The 16,315-nt window shown below is 35.6% G+C and carries 17 protein-coding genes; 5 read left to right on the top strand and 12 right to left on the bottom strand.

What is annotated here, in order from left to right; genetic code table 11:
- Positions 1 to 104 precede the first annotated feature (104 nt).
- The 10 genes from NF867_RS18245 to NF867_RS18200 all read right to left on the bottom strand — a co-directional run bounded on the left by NF867_RS18245 (position 105) and on the right by NF867_RS18200 (position 7,925).
- Positions 105 to 800: a GIN domain-containing protein gene (locus NF867_RS18245; protein ID WP_252589843.1), complete on the bottom strand. Its 696-nt coding sequence runs from the start codon at positions 798 to 800 to the stop codon at positions 105 to 107.
- Positions 801 to 1,153: 353 nt separating this feature from the next.
- On the bottom strand, positions 1,154 to 1,507 hold the full coding sequence (locus NF867_RS18240; RefSeq protein ID WP_252589842.1) for a hypothetical protein: 354 nt from the start codon (positions 1,505 to 1,507) through the stop codon (positions 1,154 to 1,156).
- Positions 1,508 to 1,515: 8 nt separating this feature from the next.
- A complete protein-coding gene (locus NF867_RS18235; protein ID WP_252589841.1) occupies positions 1,516 to 1,929 on the bottom strand; it encodes a ribosomal maturation YjgA family protein in 414 nt (137 codons plus the stop codon).
- Between the two features lie 165 nt (positions 1,930 to 2,094).
- Entirely contained in the window at positions 2,095 to 2,388 is a 294-nt protein-coding gene (locus NF867_RS18230; protein ID WP_252589840.1) for a hypothetical protein, read from the bottom strand.
- A 201-nt stretch (positions 2,389 to 2,589) separates the two neighbouring features.
- Entirely contained in the window at positions 2,590 to 2,874 is a 285-nt protein-coding gene (locus NF867_RS18225; protein WP_252589839.1) for a hypothetical protein, read from the bottom strand.
- 111 nt (positions 2,875 to 2,985) lie between these two features.
- Positions 2,986 to 3,810: a hypothetical protein gene (locus NF867_RS18220; protein ID WP_252589837.1), complete on the bottom strand. Its 825-nt coding sequence runs from the start codon at positions 3,808 to 3,810 to the stop codon at positions 2,986 to 2,988.
- Between the two features lie 41 nt (positions 3,811 to 3,851).
- On the bottom strand, positions 3,852 to 4,322 hold the full coding sequence (locus tag NF867_RS18215; RefSeq protein WP_252589836.1) for a hypothetical protein: 471 nt from the start codon (positions 4,320 to 4,322) through the stop codon (positions 3,852 to 3,854).
- A gap of 614 nt (positions 4,323 to 4,936) precedes the next feature.
- On the bottom strand, positions 4,937 to 6,349 hold the full coding sequence (gene dacB / locus NF867_RS18210) for a D-alanyl-D-alanine carboxypeptidase/D-alanyl-D-alanine endopeptidase (protein WP_252589835.1): 1,413 nt from the start codon (positions 6,347 to 6,349) through the stop codon (positions 4,937 to 4,939).
- Positions 6,350 to 6,367: 18 nt separating this feature from the next.
- Positions 6,368 to 6,826, bottom strand: coding sequence for an NUDIX hydrolase (locus tag NF867_RS18205; protein WP_252589834.1), 459 nt, complete (start codon positions 6,824 to 6,826; stop codon positions 6,368 to 6,370).
- A gap of 121 nt (positions 6,827 to 6,947) precedes the next feature.
- Positions 6,948 to 7,925 (bottom strand): cation diffusion facilitator family transporter, encoded by a 978-nt coding sequence (locus tag NF867_RS18200; RefSeq protein WP_252589833.1) that lies wholly within the window; start codon positions 7,923 to 7,925, stop codon positions 6,948 to 6,950.
- Positions 7,926 to 8,149: 224 nt separating this feature from the next.
- On the opposite strand from NF867_RS18200, the gene NF867_RS18195 reads away from it, so the two are divergent.
- Entirely contained in the window at positions 8,150 to 9,346 is a 1,197-nt protein-coding gene (locus NF867_RS18195; protein ID WP_252589832.1) for a pyridoxal phosphate-dependent aminotransferase, read from the top strand.
- Between the two features lie 179 nt (positions 9,347 to 9,525).
- Here NF867_RS18195 and NF867_RS18190 read toward each other — a convergent pair whose 3' ends face one another.
- Positions 9,526 to 10,776, bottom strand: coding sequence for an ABC transporter permease (locus NF867_RS18190; protein ID WP_252589831.1), 1,251 nt, complete (start codon positions 10,774 to 10,776; stop codon positions 9,526 to 9,528).
- Between the two features lie 180 nt (positions 10,777 to 10,956).
- Here NF867_RS18190 and queA point away from each other — a divergent pair, with 180 nt between their 5' ends.
- The 4 genes from queA to NF867_RS18170 all read left to right on the top strand — a co-directional run bounded on the left by queA (position 10,957) and on the right by NF867_RS18170 (position 14,304).
- Positions 10,957 to 12,006, top strand: coding sequence for a tRNA preQ1(34) S-adenosylmethionine ribosyltransferase-isomerase QueA (gene queA / locus NF867_RS18185; RefSeq protein ID WP_252589829.1), 1,050 nt, complete (start codon positions 10,957 to 10,959; stop codon positions 12,004 to 12,006).
- Between the two features lie 68 nt (positions 12,007 to 12,074).
- Positions 12,075 to 12,743, top strand: a complete 669-nt coding sequence (locus tag NF867_RS18180) for a 2-C-methyl-D-erythritol 4-phosphate cytidylyltransferase (protein ID WP_252589828.1) — start codon at positions 12,075 to 12,077, stop codon at positions 12,741 to 12,743.
- 83 nt (positions 12,744 to 12,826) lie between these two features.
- The gene (locus tag NF867_RS18175; protein ID WP_252589827.1) at positions 12,827 to 13,603 is read left to right on the top strand and encodes a sensor histidine kinase; all 777 of its coding nucleotides are present in this window, start codon (positions 12,827 to 12,829) and stop codon (positions 13,601 to 13,603) included.
- Between the two features lie 32 nt (positions 13,604 to 13,635).
- Positions 13,636 to 14,304, top strand: coding sequence for a response regulator transcription factor (locus tag NF867_RS18170; protein ID WP_252589826.1), 669 nt, complete (start codon positions 13,636 to 13,638; stop codon positions 14,302 to 14,304).
- Positions 14,305 to 14,751: 447 nt separating this feature from the next.
- Here NF867_RS18170 and proS read toward each other — a convergent pair whose 3' ends face one another.
- Positions 14,752 to 16,227, bottom strand: coding sequence for a proline--tRNA ligase (gene proS / locus NF867_RS18165; protein WP_252589825.1), 1,476 nt, complete (start codon positions 16,225 to 16,227; stop codon positions 14,752 to 14,754).
- Between the last annotated feature and the right edge of the window lie 88 nt (positions 16,228 to 16,315).

The raw sequence follows: 16,315 nt of genomic DNA, 5'->3' as shown, positions 1-16,315 counted from the left end.
CAAATCCTGCTTTAACTTGTTGATAACCCCTGAAAATAGAAAGAGGCCGTCCTTTTGAGACAGCCTCATTTATCTTTTAGACAGATATATATTAATAATCCAAATCAGTTTAACTGATTCTTCGCTGAGATTAAAACTGTGCTACCGGCAAATGTAACTTTGGATGCGTCATCATTTACATAGTCAAAAGTGTCTTTTACAAATGCTTTAAAGCTATTGATACCATTCAGTTCGGCATAACATTTACTTACCACAAATAAAGATCCGTCGATACAGGCACTTCGATCTGTTTTAATGGTATGTGTATCTGCTGAACCTTTAACCATAATACTTGATCCTTCCAATACCTTTGATGTTAATGCAAATACATCCAAGTCGAGATCAGCAGAGCTTCCGCCTGCGAGGTCTACAGAAAGTTCAAGTGCATTAAAAGTTTTTGGTGACTCAATTGAAGCATTACCATCGGCCGTTATTGAAGTTAAGTTACAGGTATTAAGTAATACTATTGGGGCTTCAGTACAAGCATCAGCAGTAGAAATAATCTGTAATTCTCCATTTTTAACTTCAAAGCGAAGTTTTTTATTTACCAGTGATTCTTTGCTTAATACCGATAGTTGATTTTTATCTGCATTGCTTATTAATACACGAACATTACCGTGTACACTAATCTTACTAAAATCTTTTAGCTGATAAGTAGTTTGCATTTTTTTTGAATGGTCGGCTGCTAGTGCATTACCAGTCCACAAAAAGGTCATTGAAGCAACACATGCAAGAGCGATTAATTTAGAGAGCGTTTTCATTGTTGTATTGTATTAGTGTTAGTTTGTTTTTTTACTCTGACGAGCACTGTTTTAAAAAGGTTACAAGTTTTTTTTATTTATTTATAAATCAATGATTTAACAAACCAAAGTTGATTATAAAACCCTGCCTAAAACAGCGTACTACTACGTAATTTCCTGTTTAAGTAGTGCTGCTTACGTAACAGTTTAATGACTAAAAACCTTTGTGAAAATTGTAAGGAAAAGAAAATCGGATCAGTTGAAATGAATCATTGATGAGAGAATCCTCAAAAACATTCTCCTTTACCTGGCAGCAAAAGATATGAGTTGAAGAAAAGTATCAGAGCTTAGATTTAAAGGAGAATGATATCGATTTAAGCACCGAAGTAACTAAGTGTTGACACCATAACTGTCCATAGCCTTATAAACACTGATAAAATAATCAAAAGACCAGAACAAATTGATGCTATAGATAACCGTCTTGATTCTTTTCGTTTTAAGCCCAAAACTCCTAAAATCACAGCAAAAAGTCCGGGAATAACAAGGTAGTATTTGTACCCAAAAGAAAGGATCTCAATAATGCCAAATAGTGCTCTGGTTTTACCATCAGAATTTTCGAATGCTATAGCTATTTGACGATTAATTTCTAATAACCATATAATGGAGACCAAACTGATTAAAAGAGCAAGAATTGATAAACTAATTTTAGGTTTAGTAGTAGGATTCATTGATATTTTTATAAGACCTCTACCTTACCTCTGGTTTGACGAACCCGGTTACCAATAATGTACTCCAAAAGAACAACAGTCAAAGTTCCAAGAGTGTACATCAACAGATCCGTCCAGGCAAATGATGTTCCAATTACTATTCGAGCAAGTTTTATATGCCCTAACCCAAGTTTTTCAACCAGATTAAAATATTGCAAGATCTCAATTGAAAAAGAGAATATAAGTACACCCAAAGCACATTTTAGAACAGAAATATCCAAAAAAGATCTTACAAAACAATAAATCAGCATTATCACTAAAAAGTCTCCCCCATAAGGCCTTATGATCTTATCATCAACATATTTCCCAATGAATACCTCAGCAGCAAATAAGGTCATAGTTAAAAGGAAATATATAAAGCTGAATTTAATTTTCGGTTTCATAGTGCATGGTTTTACTGATTTAAATGATAAAGCGGTTGACTTTGGATCAACCGCTTTAAAATCATTTTTTTGTCATGGCTAAAAAACACTCATTTATCAGATGAGTCTTAGCCATTACAGCTTATCTAATTTTTAGAAAAGTAGAGAATTTGGTGTCAGTTCTTCTTATAAATCACTACAATCAAAGTCATTCAGAAACTCCCTTGCTTCATCCACCTCTGCCCCAGCTTCATCGCAATCCTCGTATTTATTAATAAAATCAGAAATACCTTTTTTAATTTTATTACAATTAGTTGTAGTAGGATCATCATCGAAATTATCAAATAAATCCTCTATGTGCTCAATATCATTTTCAATAACTGATGCATCGCAACTAACAGGTTTATCTTTGCTACAGGATGAAATCACAATAGATACTGCAAATAATATCCCCAAAAATTTTGAAATTGAATTTTTCATTTTTAATATTTTAAAAATTAATTACTGCGTTAAATAATCTTGCCGATAATAAAACTCATTAAAGGTTTTAAAGCTAATCGGCTTTTCTTTGCTCATAATAACAACCCATTTACAAATAAGCCTTTCATTTCTGAAAGGCCTATTTGCGGTATTTTGTAAGTACTTTTGAGCACGCTCATAGGAACTCACTCCCGGATTATATTAGTCTATATAGCTACAATCAACATTATCCCATGCAGCTGTCAATTGAGCAATTTGATCCTTGGTAGCCTGATCGCATTTCTCGAATTTTTTAATTAAATTATATGAAGCTGATTTTAATGTATTACAATTAGCTCTAGTTGGATTGTTAGAGAATTGCATAGCTATGTTGTAATAAGCCTCAGCATCCTTTTGGCTTAATCCATCACAAACTGATGGTTCATCTTCTTTACATGATACAAGAACTAAAGATGAAACAAATAAAATTGTTAAAAACTTCGTCATGAATTTGATCATTTTTTTAGGTTTTAGTAGTTAAGTAAAAAAATTTTGAATTTTATATTAAATAGTTAAGGCACTCTTCTGTTTTAAATGACAAAAAGAGGCCTCATCTGCTTAAAGTCTAAAATTAATTCCTAGGCCCAAGGTTTTGAATTGTGATAACATAAGCGTTGCACCAAACCCACGGGTAAATTTATAATCAGCGCCAATTCCATATCTTTCGCCGAAAGAAGTAGTAGAACCACCATCAACATAGTCACTTTCAAAAGTAGTTGAGGTCAATCCTGCACCTAAACGAATAAAAGGGAAAAAGCCTACATCCTGCTTCTCATAATTACCCATCATTCTATTAACCGGAAGATATCCAGCTGCATATATTTGAACTCCATACGATGCAGAAGAAGTACCGGCAAAATCAAATGTAGACAGTCCAGCTCCCATACCTAAGTTTAAAAAATTAGCGATCAATTTAAATTCTTGATCTACATCTAGAGAAAAACCATTTGTAGGGAAAGACGCATAAGCCCTGCTCGGTGTGTATTTAACAGGTGTTGCTATAGTATTTGGAGTATTCGAAACCGATGCAGTTTGAGCACTCGTGGTAGCGGTCCTATTACCGGTCATAAGATTTGACAGCGGGCTTGAGGCTGGTGTTGTTGCTGGGACTGTGTTAACAGTTGCGGTTTGTGTATTTTCAAAAACTTCACGATTACCATTTTTATAAATAATCATGAAAATTTCCGATTTTTTTAAACTGTATGAAGGGCCTTCCAAAAACTCGAATTTTTTATACTTAACAGTATTCTCTTCGATCTCTAGAATTTTAGCCTTAATTTCCGTCTTATCGGTTTTATAAATAATATCTTGGGCACTTGCTGAAAAACCGCAAAATACGATAACCGTTAAGATGAAAAATTTTAAAAAGTCAATGTGTTTCATGTTCCTGAATTATAGTTTAATAAATATTTACAGTTAATAGGTTAGTTTACAACTACATTATAAGCTGCATTACTGGTTAAATTTGCTGAAAGCACTAAATTTTTCTCTCCGGTATTGTCTTCAATAGATAATGCTGCCGTATTTGGACTTAGTGATCCTTCATTGTGGGCATATAACAAAACATAGTTGTATCCCGTATTATCCAATGTAACCGGAATTGATTTTTTAGTCCCAGTTAAAGTATAATTTGAGATTACTTTTTTACCATTTACAACCAAGGTAATAATGTCTCCATCGATTTGCCCGCTATCCCAAACGTTAAAAACAACTTTCCGACTGTCTACCTCAACTGTTCCCTGTACATTAACCGGCCTATCTGCATAATATTCAGGCACATTGGGTTCTTCAACAACTGGAGTTTCATTCTTTTTACATGAAGTAAAAACAGCAGCAGAAATTAATAATGTAATAAGGGCTGTCTTAAAACTTGGATTTACTTTTAGATTGATCATTTTGATATGTTTTATTTTGTGAATTGCACTTAACTAATTTTGAATTGCACTTAACTAATTGAACACCTCTGGAATTAGATATATTCAATTTTCTCCAAAAATGCAAATTATTTTTATTATAATTTATTTAATTTTATCAACATGATTGTGAATGTTTTACGAGTTGCATATTTTATTTTTTAATTAAATTTTATTATAATCACGCGAACATGACAAAAATCATTTTTTTTATCATAACTAACTAAAAACCAATATTTTTAAGACACATCTTTGACAGCAAGCTTTGTGTATTTGATTACCGTTAGAAGTAAGAAAGATGATTCTCATAACCAATCTAATTGAATAGAAAAAGAATAAATCAGAAAAATACAGCCAATAAAATATCCTGATTATAAGATGAAGAGGAAAAACTCCATTTGTTTGGCACTAATGGAAACCACTAAAAATGGAAGTAGTCAGTTTATTTTAGTAGATATTCAATTAATTAGCGGCTAAAGGGTTTAAGTTTGAAATCTTAAACCAAAATTTCATTTGCACACTTTTCTGGAAGCAGTTTGAGTATAAGTTTGGGATGGTGAAAAGCCAAACAAAAACAGCTGGTCGGGTCTCTTTCCTCATTTCATTAAATCCAGCACTTTCCACATCTTCTGGCGCATTTCCTTGGGGCTGCCACTAAAGTTATTAATGATAAAAACAAACGTGTAGGTGTTTCCATCTTTTGAATCTACATAGCCGGCATAAGAGCGAACCCCGTTTATAAATCCATCTTTCATTTTTAAACCATTGGCTTCGGGCAATGAATTATAAAAAGCACTAAACCAAGATTGTGCGCGGGCATAATTCAGCACTCTTGCCATAGCAATACCGGCAACACGATTACCAGGTGAAAGTCCGCTGCCGTCGGAAATATTTATAGCGTTCTTGTCGATACCTTGCTTACTCCAAAATTCTCTGATCAGTTCAACCCCATTATTAGTAGTAGCTGACTTACCTTTTTCTTTCGCAATAGTTTTCAGTAAATGTTCACCGTAAAGATTAACACTCTTTTTATTGAACCAATATACAATATCCTTCAATGGTGGCGACTGGATATCAATCAAACTTTTTGTCAAAACTGGAATAGGTTTGTTCTCTAAAGTTAATCTGCGAGCGGTGGTAATCTCTACTTTTAATCCATTCTCTTGAGCCAAAGCATTCTTAATTTCACTGGCACATTCAAAAGCTGGGTCAGGAACAGCCGCCGAAACTGTGATATTTTGTTCATCAACTCCTACTTCCCCCCTTATATAGCCAGTTGTAGTATATGGAGCCAGAAAAACATACGCTTCGTCACCCGTCCCTTTTGGGCCAGTTGTTAATTCATTCTTCAAGCCCAAATACGGCATTGAGGGCTTAATGGAAAGAATTTTTACTGAATCGCCAACCGATTTTCCGACCTTTAAATTAATATCGAATTGATTTTCTCGCCACGTAAGCGCAGAGCTTCCAGTACCATAGTAATTACCTATATCCTGCCAAATCCATCCATCCGGTAACGACTGTGAAGGAAATGCACTATCATCAGCAATTAAAAGTCCTTCTACCTTTTTAATTCCTGCATACTTAACCGCATTGCAAATATTATTTAATACCAGATTTTCTTTGGTTTGTTCATAGCGCCAGGTAGCCAAAGTGGGGTCACCGCTTCCTTTAATAATCAAATTGCCGTGTAATACACCCTGATTATCAATATAACCCGAATATCCAAATTGCGTTTTGTAAGTATAGTCAGCTCCAAGCAAACTTAGTGCACTTGTTGAAGTTATTATTTTTAGAGTGGACGCTGTTGCCAAGCCTTGATTGGCATTTAATGTAAACACCTCCGCTGCAGATTTGGCATTTAACACTGTTAGACTAATGCTGGCATATTTAAGTTGAGCATCGTTTTGAAGACTGTTGATTCCTGCTGTTAAACGTTGTTTTAGAGTTTGGGAAAATCCAGATGTAGAGCAGATTAAGGCTAAAAAAAGAAGTAGGCTTTTCTTCATGAAAAGAAATAACAAATATTAATTGGAGAAAGATTGGATACGGGTTCTTAGCATTGAAGCCACATGCTTATCAATTGGAAAGGTCATATCCTCCGGTTTAATTTTGGTTAAGGATAACCAACGGAAACATTGTGCAAGCTCGATCCTTTCCTCAAAATCAAAAGGTTTTTCCACAATGCGTATATCTAAAGGAGAAATATTTTTAACTATGTAATAGATACTGATAAGTTGACCTCCCCCAAACATCGATTCGAGAAAGAAATCGGTTGTATAAAAATGGTCGATAATTTCAATTTCACAACCGCATTCTTCCATAAACTCGCGTTTCAATCCATCAACAGTCCCTTCTCCAAACTCCAAGCCACCACCGGGAAACTTGGAAAACTCCAAACCATACTCAAATTCATCACTAACAAGCACTTCGCTATTCTCATTAATAAGGATTCCGTAAACACGAATATTGAATCTTTTTTGCATGCTATTAATGGTTATGGACAAAGGATAGGAAGATGTTTCTTCATTTTATAATTCAATATTAATAAAACAAATAAACCCAAACAAACCATAAATCGCATTTAACAATAATGTAATAAGATTGTTAATGCTCGAAATGCTTCTGATTTTCCATGAGCAGGTCAACTGTCCATTCAATTTCCTTACGATAATTCTCCTTACGTTCGGGACAATTTTCGACCTTACAATAATGGCAACATTGCGGCAAGCATGGGTCTGAATGAATGAAAAATTCCACTTTACCTTCAACGCCTTCGCCAACCAGTTTATCAATGCACGAAACTTCCTGATGTACGCGCTCTAAATCGAAATACCAAGGAAAGGTGACATGACAATCTACGTGCATATCAGCACCATATTGTTGCACACGCAAATTATGTACATCAATCCATTCGGGCCTGCGATTACGATTAAACTGTTCAACTATTTTGTTCAAAAGGTCGAAGTCTGTTTCATCCATTAATCCACTCACAAACTTTCGAACCAGCTTATAACCATTAAAAATGATGTAAAGACCTATCAACAATGATAAAATACCATCAATCGGTGGGTAGTTCGTAACGTAAATCAGTCCTAAACCAACTATAACTCCAACAGAGCTAAAGGCATCAGTTTGGAGATGCTTACCGTCGGCTAGGAGTGTTACGGAATTGATACGCTTCCCGTTTTTTACCAAAATATAGCCTAATAGGTAATTGATCACACCTGTTGATGCAATGACAATAGCTCCTAAGCTAATCTCCTTTAACATTTGTGGTTCAATAATGGCAAAAATCGCTTTTGCACAAATTAGCACACCCGCCACAAAAATTAACACCCCTTCAATGCCTGCAGCAAAAAACTCTACTTTACCATGACCATACGGATGATTTTTATCTCTAGGCTTAGCAGCAAGATAAATACTATAAAAGGCGAATGTACTTCCAACAATATTAACAATACTTTCAGCAGCATCTGTTAAAATCACGGTTGATTGCGTAATAAAGTAGGCAAAAAACTTTGCCACCATTAATACCACCGAAACTATTATTGCTAAAACAATGAGGCTTTTAGGAGTTTTCAAGACTAAACTTTTAAGGGATTTGGTGCTGCAAAAGTATCAATTAGCAAAGATTTTAGCTAATTGTTTATTTACACTTTCATTAAAGGATGAAACATACTTTACAAATTTATCAACAATACATTATATAAATTAAAATTAAAACAATTAACTGATTGATAAATTAAAATTTGCACAACCAACGATTAATAATTTTATATATATTTGCAAACTAAGCATAATTTAAGATGAGTATACAACTGGCAGACCGTATAAACCGACTTGAAGAATCGGCTACGCTATTGATGTCGAAAAAATCACGTGAACTGGCTTCACAAGGTGTTGATGTTATTAATTTAAGTTTAGGAGAGCCTGATTTTACCACGCCTAAGCATATTTGCGATGCGGCAAAAAATGCATTAGATCAGGGTTATACCTATTATACTCCTGTTGCAGGCTATTTAGATCTGCGTCAGGCAATTTCTGCTAAGTTAAAGCGTGAAAATGATTTAGATTTTGCTGCGGATCAGATCGTAGTTTCTACTGGTGCTAAACAGTCGTTATCAAACGCTATTTTAGCATTGATCAACCCTGGAGATGAAGTAATTATCCCAACTCCATATTGGGTTTCTTACTCAGAAATGGTTAAAATGGCCGAAGGTAAAAGCGTATTTATCCCTGCTACCATTGAGAGTGATTTCAAAATTACCCCAGCGCAATTAGAGGCGGCTATTACCCCTAAAGCAAAACTATTCATGTTCTCCTCTCCTTCTAACCCAACAGGTGCAGTATATAGCAAGGATGAATTGGCTGAATTAGTAAAAGTATTTGAGAAATATCCACAGATCTACATCCTTTCAGATGAGATTTATGAGCATATCAATTTTGGTTCGCAACACGCGAGTATTGCTTCTTTTGAAAGCGTAAAAGACCGTGTGATCATCATTAATGGTTTTTCAAAAGGCTTTGCAATGACTGGCTGGCGTTTGGGATACATGGCTGCTCCAAAAGCTATTGCTGCTGCTTGCGATAAATTACAAGGTCAGGTTACTTCAGGCACTTGTTCAATTGCTCAACGTGCTGCATTAACAGCTTTAACTTCTGACATGACTCCTACTTACGAAATGCGTGAAGCCTTCCGTAAACGTCGTGACATAGTTTATAACTTGTTAAAAGAGATGAAAGGAGTAAAAGCCAATCTTCCGGATGGCGCTTTCTATTTCTTCCCTGATGTAAGCTCTTTCTTCGGAAAATCATACAAGGGACAGGTAATTAAAAACGCAGATGATTTAAGCATTCTATTATTGAGCGAAGCACATGTATCAACCGTAAGTGGTGAATCATTTGGAGATCCAAACTCTATCCGTTTCTCTTATGCAGCTTCAGAGGCTAAATTGATTGAAGCGATGAAACGTATCTCAGGATTTCTTGATCAAGTGCAATAAAAGTCACTATAACCTAAAAAACGCTATCCAAAACGGATGGCGTTTTTTGTTTAAGGTCTATTCTAACAATTAAAAAACCTAGCCAATTCAAAGAGTCTAATAATTTATGAAACAATAAAAAAGGCTTTGAACCGAACAAATCTGTTTCAGTTCAAAGCCACAACTATGTAGTTATAAAATTATTTAGAGCGAATGGCTTCTACCGGATCTAATCGTGAAGCTGTAAATGCAGGAATAAATCCAGCCAAGGTTCCTATAACCAGAGAAATTCCCACTCCAACCATTATATTTCCAACGTTAACACTAAAGTCGAACCCAATGAGGCTGGTAGCCGCTATGCTTAGCAAAAACACAAACGCCATTCCAATAAAACCACCAACTAAACATAATGCAATTGCTTCCACCAAAAACTGTAGCAGGATAAAGAAATTTTTTGCTCCTAACGATTTTTGAATACCAATAATGTGGGTACGTTCCTTTACCGATACGAACATGATGTTTGCAATACCGAAACCACCTACAAGAATAGAAAATCCTCCAATTACCCATCCAGCCATATTCATTACAGCAAATAAACCATCTATCTGATTAGCTAATACAGTTATCTTATTAACTGCAAAATCATCTTCCTGTTGTGGACTTAATCTGCGGATAGAACGCATTAAACTCTTCAGTTCAGCCTCTACTTCTTCATTCGGAATGCCGGCCTTGCCTTTTAGCATTATGCGCGGGTCATTCCGCTCATCTTTAGGATTAATAATGCTTTTGGCAAAATTCAGTGGAATGTAAACACAATTATCGTCTTCGGTAAAATTCAAAATAGAAGTACCCTCCTTCTTTAGCACACCAATAACCTGTGCTTTCATGGCACCTATTTTAATGGTTTTACCAATCGGTTCTTCTCCTTTAAATATTCCTTCGGCAATACCGTGACCTATTATTGCTAAAGCTTTACCACTGTTGGCTTCGTTTTGAGTGAAGTACCGTCCTTGTTCAATATCAAGGGTGTAAACCTTATCCATATCATAGGTTACTCCCAACATATAAGCGCCTTCTGCCGTATTACTTTTATACTTAATAGTTTTACCACCTGTAACAGTATAAAAAGCAGCCGCCTCTACAGTATTAACTCTTGGCATTAGGGCGATGTAATCCTTTTCATCAACGGGTTTACGGTTAATAAACTTCCACCATGGATAGTCATCCTGAAACAACATCGGCCATTTTTCAATAACTAAGGTATTACTGCCCAATTTATCAACACTGGCTCTTACATTTCGTTTAAGCGCGTCAACAGCTGTTAAAATGGAAATGATAGTTAAAATACCAATGGTAATACCCAATAGCGAAAGAAAGGTACGAAGTTTGTTTGTCCTCAGTGCTTCAAAAGCAAAGGCAAAGCTTTCTTTAATTAAACGCAGATAGATCATTCATCAAATCTAATTAAATAACGATTGGTTGTACTTACTCTATTGTAAAATTTATGATAAAACAAGCCTTAACAACTACTTAAAAGCGTGTTCTTTTATCGCTCCAAAATGTATCACTTTTTTGCTATCTTTGCCACATTTTACGAAAATCTATATTCATTAGAAAACAATCATTATAACATGAAATTATCTCAATTTAGTTTCCATTTACCTGAATCATTAGTTGCCCACAAACCTTCTGAAACCCGTGATGAGGCGCGATTAATGGTGTTGCATAAAGATTCGGGAAAGATAGAGCACAAAATCTTTAAAGACGTTCTGGATTATTTTGATGATAAGGATGTAATGATTCTGAATAACACCAAAGTATTTCCTGCACGTATGTACGGTAACAAGGAAAAAACAGGTGCTCAAATCGAAGTATTTTTATTACGTGAGTTAAACAGAGAAATGCGCTTGTGGGATGTGTTAGTTGATCCTGCTCGTAAAATCCGTGTTGGAAACAAATTATATTTTGGTGATAACGACTTGTTAGTTGCTGAAGTTGTTGACAACACCACCTCACGTGGTCGTACGATCCGTTTCTTATTCGATGGTACTGATGAGGAGTTCCGTGAAGCCATTGAAATTTTAGGTGAAACCCCACTTCCTAAGTATATCAAGCGTAAAGCAACCGCCGAGGATAAAGAGCGTTACCAAACTGTATTTGCTAAAAACGAAGGTGCAGTTGCTGCTCCTACCGCGGGTTTACACTTTAGTCGTGAGTTGTTAAAACGCCTCGAACTAAAAGGTGTTGATTTTGCCGAAGTTACATTACACGTTGGTTTAGGAACTTTCCGTCCGGTTGAAGTGGAAGATTTGACCAAACACAAAATGGATTCAGAACATTTTATTATTGAGCAAAATGATGCTGATATTGTGAACCGTGCTTTGGAGCAAAAAAGAAGAATATGTGCTGTTGGAACAACATCAATGCGTGCAATCGAATCAGCGGTTTCTGCGGGCAGAACACTTAAAGCAGCAAATGAGTGGACAAGCAAATTCATCTTCCCTCCTTACGATTTCAGCATTGCCAACTGTATGATTACCAACTTCCACACACCTGAATCAACCTTATTAATGATGGTGGCGGCATTTGGCGGTTATGAACACATAATGAACGCATACGAAGTAGCTGTTAAAGAAAAATACCAATTCTATAGCTACGGTGATGCAATGTTAATTATATAATTACTAGATTTCGGGTCAAGAATTACGAACAATCATCTGCTCGTAATTCTTGACCCTTAATTTTTCGCATGACGTACTACGCCATTATCGTTGCCGGAGGTACCGGATCGCGCATGGGTGCGCAAATTCCTAAACAATTTCTTGAGCTTAAAGGGTTACCTATTTTAATGCATAGCATTAAAGCGTTTTATCAATGGCCCCTCGTTCCTAAAATTATCCTGGTAATGCATCCCGATTATCATGATCATTGGAAAAAGCTTTGTGAAGAACATAAATTTACCACACCACATACGTTAGTTTCAGGAGGCAAAACACGTTTCGAATCCGTTAAAAACGGTTTAACACTTGTAAATACACCAAGTGTTGTGGCCATACATGATGCAGTACGACCTTTAATCAGCCATCAATTTATTGTCGACCTATTCCATTATGCACAACAACATGGTAATGCTATACCTGCTGTAAAATGTCGTGATTCGATACGTAAAGTGGAGAATAACGCTTCTATAGCCCTTAACAGAGAGTATTACTACCTGGTACAAACTCCACAATGCTTTAGTTCTGAAATCCTTTTGAAAGCCTATGAACAGGATTATAAGGAGGAGTTTACTGATGATGCCAGTGTGATTGAACATATGGGTGTAAAAATTTTACTTACCGACGGAGACTACAAGAACATTAAGATCACTTATCCAGAAGATCTTTTATTTGCCGAAGCCATAATTGGACGATTGTAATTTTTATACATCGGTTATCTGGAATTAGATATATTTAATAATTTCGCTAAAACAAAGCATCTTACTGTGTTTTTAGCGTTTCTATGGATCCTAAAGAAAAAGAACTCTACCTGGCAATAATAATAGCAATTGTACTATTTAGCATCATCATTATTTATTTTATTGTTTCTCTTATCCTTTATCAGCGTCGTTTTATTGCCCTCCAAAAAGAACGTATAAATGCAGAGATCAACACGCTAGAAAATGAACGAAAACGTGTTGCTTCTGAACTACATGACGGAATTGGACCGCTTATCTCCTCCGTAAAATTGTATATAAATAGCTTGGATGTAATTAAAGAGGATGCCGAAATAGTTCAAAAAGCGGGAAATTACATTGACGATATTATGCAGAATATCAGACAGATATCAAATAACCTTATGCCTAATACACTTGTGAGAAAAGGATTACATGCAGCTATTGAGGAATTTGTCTCCAAATCTGACAATCAGAATAATATTAAAATAAATTACAGTTGTGATACGCCTGATCTTGGAATTGAAAAGGAAACCGAAATCAATATTTTCCGAATCATACAGGAAATAATCAATAATACAATTAAACACTCTGGCGCAACACAATTAGTTATAAAACTTAATAAAGAAAGCAAACAACTTATTCTGCAAACAAGTGATAATGGCAAGGGCTTCGATTTCGAAGCCATGAAGAATAAAGATGTAAGCAGTGCCGGTGGCTTAGGTTTGAAAAACATGGAAAGCAGAGTTGAAGTTTTAGGCGGACATCTTTTTCATAAAAGCGAACCTTATAAGGGTGTGGCTTTCATATTCGAAATTCCAATAAATCAAAAGGAAAATAGCTAATTTTAGTTCCGTTTAATTTATACTATCTACAAATGCATGAACAGGAAATAAAAATCATTATAGCTGATGATCATGAGATCTTTCGTGACGGATTAAGTCTTGTGTTAAAGAAAGAGAAAGATTTCAATTTGGTTGATCAGGCCGTTAATGGCATTGATCTGATCAATAAAATTAATATTCATCACCCTGATGTGGTGTTAACCGACATAAAAATGCCGGGTATGGATGGCATTGAAGCAACTAAGTCAATTCAGGAAAAGTTTCCAAATGTCAAAATCATTGCTCTCTCCATGTTTGATGAGGATAATTTGATTGCGGAAATGTTTGAAGCCGGTGCCAAAGGATATCTCTTAAAAAATGCACATAAGAACGAAATCATTGAAGCTGTAAAAACGGTTTATGACGATGGCAACTATTTTTGCGAGGCTGCTTCAATGAAATTGGTAAAAATGCTGGCAAAAAATAAACAATCTGCAAAACAACCTCAAATTGAGTTTAACGACCGTGAACTGGATATTATAAAGCTTATTTGCAAACAACTAACCGCCCAGGAAATTGCCGATAAAGTATTTTTAAGCAAGCGTACTGTTGAAGGCTACCGCATGCGTATTCTGGAGAAAATGAATGTAAAAAATACTGCCGGTGTGGTTGTTTATGCCTTAAGAAATCAACTTATTACTGAAGAAGAAATATTAGATTAAGCAAGCCGCTAAAAGCTATTAAAACAACAAACGCTATCCTTGCATAGGATGGCGTTTGTTGTTTTAATGATCGATCAAAAATTGGATTATTGTTTTAATTCCTAACCAATAATCATTTAAACCTAATGCCAAAGTTGTCGATAAAAGTATGCTTCATATCAAGAGCCAAATTGAACCTTCAATCAATCATCATTTTAACTACAAATTAGTCAGTTTTTTCAATATGGCATACAATTTTACCAATAAGCATGTATCTTTTTACCATCAAATAAAAAATAACATTTAATCAGATTTTTCCATAAACGCCAATAATTAAACCACCACATATTACTCTAACATTAACCGCTACAGCTAAAAGGTTGTAGCGGTTTTATTTTGCATTTTTTATAAAAAAGAAAAGCGACTTCCTGTTAAGAAAGCCGCCTTTGCAATTTCTTTATAAGACTATTAATACGCAATAGCAAATAATACTCTTTGTGTTGAAGGATTACCAGTTAATATACATTTACCTTCTTCTAATGGATTATCCAAAGGAATACAACGAATGGTTGCTTTGGTTTCGTCCTTTATTTTTTGTTCAGTTTCAGGCGATCCATCCCAATGCGCTGAAACAAAACCACCTTTATTAGCAAGCACTTGTTTGAATTCTTCGTAGGTATCAACCTTTGTAATGTTATCCGCTCTGAATGCTTTTGCTTTCTGGTAAATATTATTCTGAATTTCTTCTAACAAATGTTCTACCTTATTAGCAAGATCATTCATTTGTAATACCATTTTCTCCTTGGTATCACGACGCGCAACTTCAACAGTTTGATTCTCCAGGTCACGTGCCCCAATAGCAATACGAACGGGAACACCTTTCAATTCCCATTCAGCAAATTTAAAGCCCGGACGTTGGGTATCACGATTATCATATTTTACAGAAATTCCTTTAGCTTCCAGATCTTTCTTAAGCTTATTAACCACTTCAGTTATCTTCTCAGCCTCTTCATCACTTTTATAAATAGGAACTACAACCACCTGAATCGGAGCTAACATTGGAGGAAGGACCAAACCATCATCATCCGAATGAGCCATAACTAATGCCCCCATCAATCGAGTTGAAACGCCCCATGAAGTAGCCCAAACATAATCCAACTTGCCATCTTTACCGGTAAACTTAACATCGAAAGCTTTGGCGAAGTTTTGTCCTAAGAAATGCGAGGTACCTGCTTGTAAAGCCTTACCATCTTGCATTAATGCCTCAATACAATATGTATCAAGAGCGCCGGCAAAACGTTCGTTTGGAGTTTTTCTACCCTTTACAACTGGTAAAGCCATCCAGTTCTCAACAAAATCAGCGTAAACATCCAGCATTTGTTCTGTTTCAGCAATCGCCTCATCAGCAGTTGCATGAGCTGTATGTCCCTCTTGCCATAAAAACTCAGCGGTACGCAAAAATAAACGGGTACGCATTTCCCAACGCACCACATTAGCCCACTGGTTAACCAAAATTGGAAGGTCGCGGTACGACTGGATCCAGCCTTTATAAGTATTCCAGATAATGGTTTCAGAAGTAGGACGAACAATAAGTTCTTCTTCCAATTTTGCATCCGGATCAACCACAACTCCACCTGTTTCCGGATCTGTCTTTAATCGATAATGCGTTACTACAGCACATTCTTTAGCAAAACCCTCTACGTGAGCGGCCTCTTTTGATAAAAATGACTTGGGTATAAACAAAGGGAAATAAGCGTTACTGTGACCGGTATCTTTAAATTTTTTATCCAATACCGCTTGCATTTTTTCCCAAATTGAATAACCGTAGGGTTTAATAACCATACAGCCACGAACAGACGAATGTTCGGCTAAATCGGCTTTAGTTACCAATTCGTTATACCACTGCGAATAATCATTTTCTCTACTTGTGAGATCTTTTGCCATATAATGTTTAAACCTTTATTAAAAAATGTAATCTAATACTTTGTAAATACTGTGTTAATTTTTAGTTTTTGAGCAACCAAAAATAGAA

This window comes from Solitalea agri (assembly GCF_023914155.1).
Lineage (GTDB): Bacteria > Bacteroidota > Bacteroidia > Sphingobacteriales > Sphingobacteriaceae > Solitalea > Solitalea agri.
The sequence above is the reverse complement of the archived record's forward strand: the minus strand, read 5'-3'. Positions and strand labels throughout refer to the sequence as shown.

Coding starts and splice junctions, on each gene's coding strand:
- NF867_RS18245 (WP_252589843.1), bottom strand. CDS start 800: ATGAAAACGCTCTCTAAATTAATCGCTCTTGCATGTGTTGCTTCAATG.
- NF867_RS18240 (WP_252589842.1), bottom strand. CDS start 1,507: ATGAATCCTACTACTAAACCTAAAATTAGTTTATCAATTCTTGCTCTT.
- NF867_RS18235 (WP_252589841.1), bottom strand. CDS start 1,929: ATGAAACCGAAAATTAAATTCAGCTTTATATATTTCCTTTTAACTATG.
- NF867_RS18230 (WP_252589840.1), bottom strand. CDS start 2,388: ATGAAAAATTCAATTTCAAAATTTTTGGGGATATTATTTGCAGTATCT.
- NF867_RS18225 (WP_252589839.1), bottom strand. CDS start 2,874: ATGACGAAGTTTTTAACAATTTTATTTGTTTCATCTTTAGTTCTTGTA.
- NF867_RS18220 (WP_252589837.1), bottom strand. CDS start 3,810: ATGAAACACATTGACTTTTTAAAATTTTTCATCTTAACGGTTATCGTA.
- NF867_RS18215 (WP_252589836.1), bottom strand. CDS start 4,322: ATGATCAATCTAAAAGTAAATCCAAGTTTTAAGACAGCCCTTATTACA.
- dacB (WP_252589835.1), bottom strand. CDS start 6,349: ATGAAGAAAAGCCTACTTCTTTTTTTAGCCTTAATCTGCTCTACATCT.
- NF867_RS18205 (WP_252589834.1), bottom strand. CDS start 6,826: ATGCAAAAAAGATTCAATATTCGTGTTTACGGAATCCTTATTAATGAG.
- NF867_RS18195 (WP_252589832.1), top strand. CDS start 8,150: ATGAGTATACAACTGGCAGACCGTATAAACCGACTTGAAGAATCGGCT.
- NF867_RS18190 (WP_252589831.1), bottom strand. CDS start 10,776: ATGATCTATCTGCGTTTAATTAAAGAAAGCTTTGCCTTTGCTTTTGAA.
- queA (WP_252589829.1), top strand. CDS start 10,957: ATGAAATTATCTCAATTTAGTTTCCATTTACCTGAATCATTAGTTGCC.
- NF867_RS18180 (WP_252589828.1), top strand. CDS start 12,075: ATGACGTACTACGCCATTATCGTTGCCGGAGGTACCGGATCGCGCATG.
- NF867_RS18175 (WP_252589827.1), top strand. CDS start 12,827: ATGGATCCTAAAGAAAAAGAACTCTACCTGGCAATAATAATAGCAATT.
- NF867_RS18170 (WP_252589826.1), top strand. CDS start 13,636: ATGCATGAACAGGAAATAAAAATCATTATAGCTGATGATCATGAGATC.
- proS (WP_252589825.1), bottom strand. CDS start 16,227: ATGGCAAAAGATCTCACAAGTAGAGAAAATGATTATTCGCAGTGGTAT.